This window comes from Jeotgalibacillus sp. R-1-5s-1 (assembly GCF_004405105.1).
Lineage (GTDB): Bacteria > Bacillota > Bacilli > Bacillales > Jeotgalibacillaceae > Jeotgalibacillus.
The window spans coordinates 38,338-50,113 of record NZ_SORW01000021.1 but is presented as its reverse complement, the minus strand read 5'-3'; the positions used below and the strand labels follow the sequence as shown (position 1 = coordinate 50,113).

The following is an 11,776-nucleotide window of genomic DNA, read 5'->3' as shown; positions in this document are numbered from 1 at the left end:
GCTGTGCATAAAAAATAGCCTTGATGATTTCCAGTTTCCCAGAAAGGCACCAGGCTATTTTTTATTTTCATGAACCCATGCTGTCTGAAAACAGCGTTGAAGGAAATTCATCCATTTCGTGACGTCATGAAGCCGGCCTTTATCTTTTTGCCACTGGAGCATTATGAGGGCCTGGCATACGACATACCATTTCATACGGAGACGGAATTCACCTGTCAGTTCTTCTCCGTAGTCAGCCATCCAATCTGCCCATTCAGCTTCGGGCACATACCAGTATAGCAGCATTCCAATATCGACTGCTGGATCTGCAAGCATCGCACCATCCCAGTCAATCAAAAACAGTTCGTCAATTTCAGAGAGCAGCCAGTTATTGTGGTTGACATCTCCGTGACAAACAGCAAAATTCTCCGTTGTTAGATCATCTATGTGCCGGTTTAAAAAGTCGAGTGCTTCCCTGACCGGCTTTAAAAAAGTTAATTCCGTGTCCAGTGTGGATACCACCTCTTCAAGCATTAATGAAGGGGCATACGGTTCTTTTCCTAAACGACGCAGCATAGAGGTTAACGGCTTGGAGCTATGAATTTTTTTCAGCATTTTTGCGATACGGGGACCATTCATCTCCTGCGCTTTTAACTCACGGCCGTTCAGCCAATGCTGAGCCGTAATGACATCGCCATTTTCAAGCCTCTTTGTCCATTTCAGCCGGGGAACAATTCCTTCAGCAGACAACACGGCAAGAAAAGGGGATGAATTGCGCTTAAGAAATAACTTCTGCTCGTGATAGCGTGCGAAAAAAGCTTCACCCGACGCTCCACCAGCGGACATAATCTCCCATTCCTGATCAAACAGATGTTCCAATTCACTCACCTACTAATGTTGAGTCATTTCTTTTACTCATTTTACAGAACAGAAAAAGATAGCTGCTGCTTACATAAACAATAGCTATCTTATGCAGATTTTATCGTTAATTGATGGGTTTCGTCAAGACCCATCTCTGAAATCCGCTATTTTCAACGTTTTTGCAGCCACCTGTGCGAAAAGCTTGGCATCCGGTCCAATTTTCCCTTTATCCTCACCATCTGCATGAAGACGTACATGATGGGAGAGAGTCAGTTCAATTTTCTTTACTTTAGCTGTATGTACTTCCTTAAAGCGGATATGTGCACCTTTGAAAACACTCAAAAACACCGTCAGAAATTTGATGACTGACAGACCGTGAACAACAGTCACGTCAAGCTTCTCATCCATGGAATCTGCATTCGGCGCAATCCGCATCCCTCCACCAAAGTAAGGCTGATTGGAAATCGTGACAAACCAGACTTTTTCAAAGGAGACAGGCTGCCCATCAAGCTCCGCTATCAGTGTAAATGGTTTAAACGTAAACAGACATCGGATCAAAAACACAACATAGACTAGCTTTCCAAGTGAAAGCCGGTTCAGCTGTTTTTTCAACTTTGAGCGGTTGGCAAGCCAGGCTACTTCAGCATCAAAACCCGCACCTAGATTGCTGACCGCATATCCATTTTCATTAGCCTGAAATGCAATCGATTCATGGGACGTTGACGTTTCATCCCATTCTATGATTCTCTTGATCCCCGTTTCAGAAAGCGGTACCCAACTGAAATATCTCGCAAAATCATTCCCCGATCCTGCAGGGATAGAGGTAAAGTAAGCCTGGCTATGTATGGATGCTCCGTCAAAAACCTCGTTCATCGTCCCATCTCCGCCCATCACAGCAAAAAGCACTGCAGTCTCCCGATTCAGACGGCACCAGGCTTCCGTTCGCTTCCTGGCGTCTCCAGCTGATGTGGTCACCCAGATTTCTACAAGCTCATTTTGATAGCGGTTAAGCACCTCCAGAAGTGAAGGACCAGCCTTACCTCCACCTGCCTGAGGATTTAACACAAAGATTGTTTTCATTCTTCCGGATCCATCAGCAGTTCGTTTTCATCCTGTTCCGACTCACTCCACTGCATCCTTCTGACAGAGGTTGTCTGTGTATAATCGATCAGCGCTTTTGCTGCTTTCATTTGCATATGCTTAAACGGCGAACCCATGTTTTTCTGAGATTCATGCCACTGATTGACGGTTCGTTTATCAAGAAGACGATAGCCATAAGGTACATCAGGGAAATCAAGATATCCGTTTCTTGACATGATAGCTTTCTTAACTGAAAAGTCTACTTCTGCTTTGGCAAAAATCGTTTTAATAATAGATTCTGTCCGGTCTAATGAGAGTATCGGACTGAGCAATGAGTGCTCTTTATCACCATGCTTCACTTTCCAGAATCGATCCATTGATCCTACAAATACAGCATCATTCGCCTCTTCAAGAATAGAGATACACCACAGATCTGTAGGTGTAAATAAAAGAATCTCCAGCTCAACCGGTGCTTTTTTCAACAGCATCACCGGTTCATACATCAACAAAAACGTATCAGGGAAGCGCTGTAAAAAGTATTTCAGCTTTTCATCCCTGGTGTATTTTGCATCTATGTACGATTTTTCAGTCAAAGTGGAGCTCGCCCATTTTAGCTGAAAATGAAAAAGCTGATCGAGATACAGATGTTTCAGGTCTTCGATCGTTTCCGGACGGTAATAGACAGAAGGCTCAAAACGGAAGGAATCATCATCCTGAGGTGCATCCTCCCCCTCCACTTCCTCCTGCGATTCATTTTTCACCCATATCTTCTTAAATCGGTCAAACAGCGTGCTTTTACCCTCAACCTCTTCTTTGAACTGATTAAATTCATCTTCGTTCAAAAAAATCCCGCCGTCTTCCCATTGTTCCTTCAGCTTGTTCCATTGCTGTTTTTTCAACCGGACGTATTGTGAAGGATAGCGGATCATATCTCTCTCATATCTTGAAACGTAATCCTGAAGCTTAATCAGCTGAGCCACTTAGTCTCCTCCTTCTTAACTCATGAGTTTATAGTTCCAAACACCTTTATATCTTGGCGTTTTCTCAGGAAAAATCTGATATAAAACAATATCTTTCACCTCTAGTATAAATGGTAAAAGATCCTGCTTAAGGGTAATCGATTCCTGATGATCCCATTTCTTTGCCACCGTAATATGTGGCCTGAACGGTCTGTTTTCACGTTTTCTCCCTGCCTCTTCAAGACTCAGCTGCACACCCTCATACAGCTGTTGAAGAGAGTCAGAAGCTTCAGGTCCTGCCCATAATATCCTCGGTTTAAGAGAATGCCCGAAAGTACCTACTTCCCGTACTACAACTTCAAATGAGTGATAAACCGGCAATTTTTCCTGTAACCGGTTTTTAAACTGCTCAAGAAAGCTTGAATCAGCAGACCCTAGAAAGCTCAGTGTAAGATGAAAGTCCTCAGGATGAGTCCATTTTTTAAATGAGTATATTTTCTTCCATTCCTCCTGTTGTAAAGCTAGATGCTCCCTTGCAGGTTTCGTCAGGCTGACTGCCAGAAAATAATGAGGCTCCATGCATACACGCTCCATTCTCATTTGCTGCAACACTCTTTACTTTATTATCGGCAAAAAAGTCCGATCCTTGCGGACAGTTTATTTTACCATTCATCACCTTTTATTATTACCGTCATTATACAACGATCACACCGCCAGGAATAGCAATGATGATGAATGCCTGATCATTGAATCCCGCTGACGTTAAATGTAGAATAAAATCACAATGTGCAGTTGAAAGGATGACCGTGATGAGAGTTGTAAATAATATCGCTGAATTAATTGGAGACACTCCATTTGTTAAATTAAACAGGCTGCAGCCTGAAAAAGGGGCAACGGTCTATGCAAAGCTTGAATTTTACAATCCAAGTAAAAGCGTAAAAGACCGCGCTGCTTTTAATATGATTGTTGAAGCTGAAAAATCAGGGATGTTAAAACCCGGCTCCACCATTATTGAGCCGACAAGCGGAAATACAGGAATCGGAATTGCCATGAACGCTGCCGCAAGAGGCTACCGCTCGATCCTTGTCATGCCTGATACGATGACCGCTGAACGCATTAATCTGCTAAAGGCTTACGGGGCAGAAGTCGTATTAACACCGGGTGATGAGAAAATGCCGGGCGCGATTAAAAAAGCCAATGAACTGGCCGGGCAAATTGAAGGAAGCTTTGTTCCAATGCAGTTTGAAAACTTTGCAAACCCCGATGCGCATCGTACATCAACTGCGCTCGAAATCATTGAAGCCGTTGAACATATCGGAAAGCCGCTTGGTGCCTTTGTCGCAACGGCCGGAACCGGCGGAACGATTACAGGTACTGGCGAAACATTAAAAGAAAAATACGATAACCTCCAGGTACACGTTGTTGAGCCTGCCGGGTCACCGGTCCTTTCAGGAGGAAAACCCGGAAAACATAAACTGGTCGGCACAAGTCCGGGCTTTATCCCTGATATTTTAAATCAGGATGTATATGATCAGATTCATAAAATAGAAGATGATGATGCTTATGATATTACACGCAGACTTGCCCGTGAGGAAGGAATTCTTGTTGGCCCATCTTCAGGTGCAGCCTGTTATGCCGCTTTGAAAGTCGCAGAAACGCTGCCTGAGGATTCTATCGTGATCTTTATTGCCTGTGATACAGGAGAGCGTTATTTATCGAGTGATGTTTTTAGATTTGAGGAGTAATATAATAACCGGGTCGGATGCCCCCTTCGCTTTCGATTGTCTAGCTGCGGCGACTAGCCCCTCGAGGTCATAAGTCAAAGCTGAACGAGGGCGAAGGTCAGCCCTCTTTTCATCTTCGCCTTATGCTTGTCGGGGCTGGACGAGTCGCCTACGCTTTTCGGTGGCCGGGCGGTGAACCCCTTGTGCTCCGCACAACGGTTTCACCTGTCCCTCCTCTGCCGTAGGAGTCTCCGGGGGCATCCGACCCTTTTTGACATTAAAGTGTAATGATTATATGGAAGTTTAAAAAACTTGCCAGAATTAAACCGTTTGACAAAACCTCATGATGCCGTGAATCCATTATGAAAACAGATCGAATACGCTGTTCATTATTCCTTCATTGTTGAAAGTTATTCTTTCTTTTCCGGACTTGATTCCATCTTTTCAAAAAATCATTCCATCACAAAGACGCTGATCCTACTTAATATATCAAAACAGCACCGTCTACTGCTCCCTCACAACCGCCTCTGCTACATCGAGCCCTGATAAATAAGCACTTTCACACCGCGTTGTGCCTGCTTCGTCTTCTGGGCGGAGAAAGGAGTCTCCTGCCGCCCATAATCCAACAGCCAGCTTGAGCGTTGAGGTGTTAAGCGGGTTGACCGTTTCAGCGTAACGCCATTTTTTTAGTTGACGTGTTCTGATCGATGTCTCTCCGAAAAACGGAGCTGCCTGCTGTTCGATGTATGACAATGTCTCTTCTGCGTCATGATCAAAATGTTTTTTGGACCACTCTCCCGTCATGTAAACCGTTGCAACCGGAGTATCCGATATTCCTTTTTCTTTATGTTCAATAATCCGGTCGATGCCTTCATGAAAGTCGCCAATAATTCTGCCTTTTTCAGAAGCCGGAGTTGTTTCAAATGAGAACAATCCCGCAACAACAGGTGTCATGTCAACATTTTTTAAATCGGGAACAACATCCATTCCACTCGTCTCCAATAGCTCAGTTATCTGCGGTATTGGCATTGTGAGAATGACCTTTTCTGCTATGGCAACAGATTGCCCTTGTTCGTCCGTCAGCTCATATCCACTGTCATGCTTCTTTATCCTTGTGATTCTTTTATCAAGCACAGCAGGAAGCCCTTCTGCATAGCGTTTCATAAGTGCATTCATCCCATCAACAGACGCGTAACGTGGATGATCATCTCCAAACCAGTGCTTAATCCAGCCTTTTTCAAGCCATTCAGCAGTAATTTGTTTAAATGCTACTGTTCTTGTTGTGAAAAACTGGGCACCGTGATCGGCTTTTCCTCCGTCAATTCTTCTTGTCGCCATTCTTCCGCCGACACTGCGTCCTTTATCAATAATTAGAATGTTTTCCCTTTTATCCTGAAGCTGCCTGGCAGCGGTGATACCCGTTAAGCCTGCCCCGACAATGACTGTTTGATATGTATTCATCTTCATCCCTCCTGTAGCTTTTATCGTAGCATGAACATGCAAAAAACCCCCGGGAGAATGTGTCCCGGGGGCAGGAAAAATTCAGGATTAAATGGTTTGTGCAAGTGACCCGCATTGCTTCTGGACAGCCTCTTCAAAAGCTGCCTGCAATTTTTGCGTCCACTCACCAGGCTTGCCATTTCCAACCGGCGTTTCATCGAGTTGAACGAGCGGCATTACTTCTGCTGTCGTACTGGCCATAAACACTTCGTCTGCTTTAGCCAGATCATCGAGGGTAAATGACTGCTCAGACACTGAAAGCCCGATTTCTTTACAAAGCTTTAGGATCTCCCTGCGTGTGATCCCGTTTAAAATCAGGTTCGTAGCGGGATGGGTATATAATGTATCGTCTGAGATGATAAACACATTGGAAGAAGAGCCCTCCGTTACGGTTCCATCGCGGTGAAGAACGGCTTCAAATCCACCTTTTGAAACAGCTTCCTGTTTAGCAAGCAGATTTCCGAGAAGGTTCAGACTCTTAATATCACAGCGCAGCCAGCGCACATCATCGGTAATAATCGCCTTCACCCCTGCAGTCATATCTGCTACAGGACGTGCCACTTCTTTTGTATAAGCAGTCAGCACGGCTTTTGTCTGCTCCGGAAAATGGTGCTGTCTGGCAGCAGATCCTCTCGTTACCTGCAGATAGATAATGCCTGTATCAAGCTGATTGACCTCCATCAGCTTTTCCAGCCGGGCAACAAGCTCATCGTACGTAAATGGAAGTGTCAGATGAATTTTATCAGCTGACTCGAATAAACGCTCGAGATGCTCTTTTGCCGTAAACATGTTTCCACCATATACGCGGACTACTTCATACACACCATCACCAAACTGATAGCCGCGGTCCTCTATATCCACTGATCCGTTTTCACGGTCTAGAAACTGATCATTAACAAGTATTGTACCCATACTGATCTTCCCCTTCATGATATTATTTTTCGCAGGCAAGCTCATAAATGGCTTCTGCGTAAATGGCCGTTGCGCTTAACAGATCTTCAACATCAATATATTCATCTTTTTGATGGGCTACATCTTCCTTGCCTGGGAAAAGCGCCCCAAATGCTACACCCTTTTTTAAAGAGCGGGCATATGTACCGCCGCCGATCGCCAGCAGCTTACCTGGCTCACCTGTCTGTTTTTCATAAATGGAAAGGAGTGTCTGAACAAATGGATCATCCCCATCAACATGATGCGGCTTCGAATCATTCAGCAGCTCTAACGTAACGCCAAGCGACTCCATTTCTTTCTGAAGAACTGTACGTCTTTCATCCATATCATATGTGACAGGATACCGGACGTTCAACCCGACATAGGCTTCCTTTTCACTGTAACGCATGATGCCTGTATTCAGTGTCAGGTCTCCGCTAATCTCGTCCCTGCCTGAAAGACCAAGTGCAATCGCCCTTGAATCGCTGTATAAATACTTTTTGGCAAATGAGAGATAGGTTTTTGCCCTGGCATCACATTCAAACCGGCACAGGAATTTCACAAGAAGCAGTCCTGCATTGATGCCATTATCAGGCTCCATTGCATGGGCAGATTTCCCGTGCAGTTCAAGCGTTAAAAGCCCTCTGTCCACATAAAAATCACCTTTAACATCCTGTTCCTTTAAAAACTCTTCAAACTCCTGAAGTAAATATGTCTGTTCAGCATGAACAATCAGTTCAGCCTTTACGTAATCCGGGACCATATTGTAACGTTCGCCGGAATATAATGTCTTCACTTCAATTTTAGGTGCCCGCTCATCTTCCTTAAACCTGGTCAGATGAAGATTAAAATCTGTGATGCCTTTTTCCGCATGAATAATTGGAAAATCAGCATCCGGTGCAAATCCGATTGAAGGCATCTCCTCGTGCTTAAAGTAATGCTCCACACAGCGCCAGTCACTTTCTTCGTCCGTGCCGATAATCATCCTTACACGTTTATTCAATTTTAAATTAAGCTCTTGAATCATTTTCATCGCAAAATAGGCAGCAATGGTCGGGCCTTTGTCATCAATAGCTCCGCGTCCAAAAAGCTTACCGTCGTGAACCGCTCCCTCAAAAGGATCGTAAGTCCATCCATTTCCTGCAGGCACCACGTCCACATGACAGAGGATCCCAAGAAGATCATCTCCCTGCCCCATTTCCAAATGTCCTGCCAGGTTCCCGACATTTTTAGCTGTAAATCCATCGCGCTCTCCTGCATCAAGCAGATATGATAATGCACGCTTTACTTCTGTCCCAAGCGGCGCATCATCCGTGGCATCATCTTCATTCAGCACACTCGGAATCGCAATCAGTCCCTGCAGCTCCTGAATGATTTCATCCCGTCTCTTTTCGGCTTCCTGTTTCCATTGAATTGTCACAGCATTCACCTCAACTGTCGATAATGGTCCTATTATAGACTATTTTAAATCGGGAATCACCATGCAATTCGGATTAATCACAAAACATTGGTAAGAATATTTATAAGTAAAACGATGATCTTTTATCAAAAGATCAGTTTTATGACATAACATATGAATGGTGGTGATATGATAGATAATCCGAGACATAATGTCGAACATTCATATAAACACGCAATAATGAATGAAGCTTCATTTACTCAATTAATATGAAAACAGGGCTTATAAAAACAAGAAAATTCATTTTCATGAAAACGCATACAAGATTATCACAATGCGAACATTAACCTTTCAATATTGTAAATAGTATGTAAAACGCATCAAAACACTAGAAAAAATGAGGGAATAATTGTACAATGAAATTGTCAGACAATATCGTTTGTCGAAATAGAATGAAAAGGGGTTGTCGTAAGGCATCCAATTTTAATCTTACTCGTGAACTTTAACCTGTCACCTGTCGTCCTTGCCATGGAAAAAAGATGAGGGAGTGGTTTTTTGAAACCAACTACGAACAGAATGCTGACCCGGATCAAATCGGTTTACATGTTCATTAAGGAAAATGGAACGGTAACAACGAATGATCTGGTAGACGAATTCGGCATTACACCTCGCACCATTCAAAGAGATTTGAATGTGTTAGCCTATAACGATTTAGTGACAAGTCCTAGTCGGGGCAAATGGACAACGACACAAAAGAAAGTAAAAATTTCATAATGAACTTTTTTGAAGGGGGCTTTTGCCCTCTTCTTTATTTTTGCCCACAAAAAGACCGGACTGATGTCCGGTCTTTTTTATCGATTTTTCAGAAGGTGAACTTCCTCCTCTGTCAGTTCGCGGTACTCTCCCGGTTCAAGATCCGGGTCAAGGGATAGCGGACCCATCGAAAGCCGCTTTAGAAATACAACTTCTTTTCCAACAGCCTGAAACATCCGTTTGACCTGATGGAACTTGCCTTCTGTGATCGTCAGTTCAATTTCTGAGGTTTCCGCACTTTCGAGGATCACGAGCTTACCCGGTTTCGTTTCGTATCCGTCATCGAGTGTCACACCGCGCTCAAATGCATTGATATCTTCGTCAGTTACGTGCCCGGCAATTTTAGCATAATACGTTTTGTCCACGTGCTTTTTAGGTGACAGTAATTCATGGGCAAGGACACCGTCGTTTGTCAGCAGGAGAAAACCTTCTGTATCTTTATCGAGCCGTCCGACAGGAAACGGTTCGAACAAATGCAAATCTGTATCAATCAGATCGAGCACCGTTTTGTGAAGATTGTCCTCCGTTGCTGAAATAACGCCCTGCGGCTTATTCATCATTAGATAAATAAATTCCCTGTAATGAACCCTCTCTCCATTTACTTCTACGACCTGTGATTCCGGGTTCACCTGCAGTTTGCCGTCTTTTGCAGGCTTACCATCAACGGTCACAGAACCGGATTTCAGCCACTTTTTCATTTCTTTACGGCTGCCAAACCCCATGTTTGACAGCAGTTTGTCTAATCGCATAGTGCGTCTCCTTTAATTAAGAAAATCGATTACGCAGTCTTGTAATACGGTCACCAAACAATCGGTCAGCCAGTCTTGATTTCATACTCAATACGGCATATACAAACGCACCTGCCGAGCCGCAAACGAACAGAATAATGATCGCCTGCAGACGACTTTCCGGATCTAGGACAAGACCCAGACCGTAATACAGAACCAATACCGGCACGGCCATAATCACATTAAAAATCAGCATCAGCATTGTTCGTTTTACAACCATTCTGTATTTATAAGCGGCAAAATGCTTGATGACAATCAGGTTAATAACAATTGCAGCTACATAGCCAATACTTGTTGATAACACAGCGCCCTGCACTTCCATCAGCTGGACAAGCGGAATATTCAAAGCCAGCTTCACTAACAGACCGACCAATAGACTCAAAACACTCCAGCGCTGTTCATTGATTCCCTGCATCATCGCAGCGGTTACCGTGTATACGGCAAACAGAACTGCAACAGGCGCATACGTTCTCAGCACTTCAGTTCCAAGCTGGTCCGCTCCGTAAAATACCGTGTAGGCAGGCTCCGCTAAAAGAGATAGCCCAATTGCAGCAGGCATTGTCAAAAACAGCAGTATTTGAAACGTCTGATCAATCTGGCGATTTAAATTGTTCCAGTTCCCTTTAGAAAAGCTGGACGTAATAACCGGAATTAGCGTCATCGCAAAAGCGGTCGCGAGCGACACCGGAATGATTACAAGCTTGTGGGTTGTAAAATTTAATATTTCAAGCTGCAGATCCGTTACTGCGGCGAGACCAATACTTGCCATCGCCTTATTAAAAGTCAGTGTATCAATCAGCTGGAACAATGGATTGGCAACACCAACAAGAACGAAAGGAACCGAATAAAGGATAATTTCCTTGTACATATCCTTAATTGAAACATCCATTTCATTTTTACCCTGGGCACGCATTTTATCCAGGTGAGGCTTACGCTTCAGGAAGTAATATACAAGTAGCGCAAGACTGGCAACACCGCCGACGAATGCAGCAAACGTCGCAACACCGATGGCCTGGGTCATGGAACCATCCATAACGAATAAAACAACATACACACCTGCAAGTAAAAAAACAATCCGCACGATTTGTTCAATCACATTTGATACGGCGGTTGGCCCCATGGATTGATACCCCTGGAAAAAACCCCTGATCAGACTCATCACCGGGATTACGATTAAAGCAAAGCTGACAGCCCTTATCACTGATACAACCTGATCAACACTGACTGCCTGTTCATCTGATTCAATCACCATTTCCGCAAAAACAGGTGCGAGTAAGTACATAATTAAAAATGATAAAATTCCAGTCAATGACATCAAAAAGAGACCTGAACGAAAAAGTTTTCTTCCAACTTCATACTCCTCTATCGCATTATATTTTGAAATAAATTTCGACACCGCCAGCGGCACACCCGCCGTCGCAATCGACAAGAAAATCGTATATGGAATATATCCGTACTGATAAAGAGCAAGCGCTCCCGGCTCATCTTTGACGAGCTCATTAAACGGAATGACATAAAACAGTCCAAGAAACTTAGATATAAAGGTACCCAACGTCAGGATAAACGTTCCCCTGACTAATGTTGAAGTCGACATGTAGTTATATTCACTTCCCGATCCTTAAAACAAAATTTTGACACTATTCGTAGTGTACTACTCAGTCGTGTCATTGACAATGAATAACTCGGGTAATTCATTGAATTGTCGGGGATATCACGCTAGAATAGATGGAGTTCATACGTACG

Annotated in this window: 11 protein-coding genes; 2 read left to right on the top strand and 9 right to left on the bottom strand. The window is 43.8% G+C overall.

The annotated features are described in order from the left end of the window. Positions 1–54: 54 nt before the first annotated feature. From E2491_RS08720 to thpR, 4 genes are all read right to left on the bottom strand, one after another. Positions 55–858, bottom strand: a complete 804-nt coding sequence (locus tag E2491_RS08720; protein WP_134375003.1) for a phosphotransferase family protein — start codon at positions 856–858, stop codon at positions 55–57. Between the two features lie 123 nt (positions 859–981). Further along, positions 982–1,920 carry a diacylglycerol/lipid kinase family protein gene (locus tag E2491_RS08715; protein ID WP_134375001.1) on the bottom strand — a complete coding sequence of 313 codons (939 nt, stop codon included), beginning with the start codon at positions 1,918–1,920 and terminating at the stop codon, positions 982–984. Further along, complete coding sequence (locus E2491_RS08710; protein WP_134374999.1) at positions 1,917–2,900, bottom strand: NERD domain-containing protein; 984 nt, start codon at positions 2,898–2,900, stop codon at positions 1,917–1,919. Before E2491_RS08710 ends, E2491_RS08715 begins: the two co-directional genes overlap by 4 nt. Positions 2,901–2,915: 15 nt before the next feature. Continuing rightward, on the bottom strand, positions 2,916–3,458 hold the full coding sequence (gene thpR / locus E2491_RS08705) for an RNA 2',3'-cyclic phosphodiesterase (protein ID WP_166805836.1): 543 nt from the start codon (positions 3,456–3,458) through the stop codon (positions 2,916–2,918). 230 nt (positions 3,459–3,688) lie between these two features. Here thpR and cysK point away from each other — a divergent pair, with 230 nt between their 5' ends. Further along, a complete protein-coding gene (gene cysK / locus E2491_RS08700) occupies positions 3,689–4,624 on the top strand; it encodes a cysteine synthase A (protein WP_134374995.1) in 936 nt (311 codons plus the stop codon). A gap of 483 nt (positions 4,625–5,107) precedes the next feature. On the opposite strand, the gene E2491_RS08695 is transcribed toward cysK, so the two are convergent. From E2491_RS08695 to pepV, 3 genes are all read right to left on the bottom strand, one after another. Then, positions 5,108–6,064: an NAD(P)/FAD-dependent oxidoreductase gene (locus E2491_RS08695; RefSeq protein WP_166805835.1), complete on the bottom strand. Its 957-nt coding sequence runs from the start codon at positions 6,062–6,064 to the stop codon at positions 5,108–5,110. A gap of 87 nt (positions 6,065–6,151) precedes the next feature. Further along, a complete protein-coding gene (gene dat, locus E2491_RS08690) occupies positions 6,152–7,015 on the bottom strand; it encodes a D-amino-acid transaminase (protein ID WP_134374991.1) in 864 nt (287 codons plus the stop codon). Positions 7,016–7,037: 22 nt separating this feature from the next. Further along, positions 7,038–8,453 carry a dipeptidase PepV gene (pepV, locus tag E2491_RS08685; protein ID WP_134374989.1) on the bottom strand — a complete coding sequence of 472 codons (1,416 nt, stop codon included), beginning with the start codon at positions 8,451–8,453 and terminating at the stop codon, positions 7,038–7,040. Between the two features lie 534 nt (positions 8,454–8,987). On the opposite strand from pepV, the gene E2491_RS08680 reads away from it, so the two are divergent. Beyond that, positions 8,988–9,206, top strand: coding sequence for a DeoR family transcriptional regulator (locus tag E2491_RS08680; protein WP_134374987.1), 219 nt, complete (start codon positions 8,988–8,990; stop codon positions 9,204–9,206). Positions 9,207–9,283: 77 nt separating this feature from the next. On the opposite strand, the gene E2491_RS08675 is transcribed toward E2491_RS08680, so the two are convergent. Continuing rightward, on the bottom strand, positions 9,284–9,994 hold the full coding sequence (locus E2491_RS08675) for a pseudouridine synthase (protein ID WP_134374985.1): 711 nt from the start codon (positions 9,992–9,994) through the stop codon (positions 9,284–9,286). Positions 9,995–10,010: 16 nt separating this feature from the next. After that, positions 10,011–11,627, bottom strand: a complete 1,617-nt coding sequence (locus E2491_RS08670) for a putative polysaccharide biosynthesis protein (protein ID WP_134374982.1) — start codon at positions 11,625–11,627, stop codon at positions 10,011–10,013. Between the last annotated feature and the right edge of the window lie 149 nt (positions 11,628–11,776).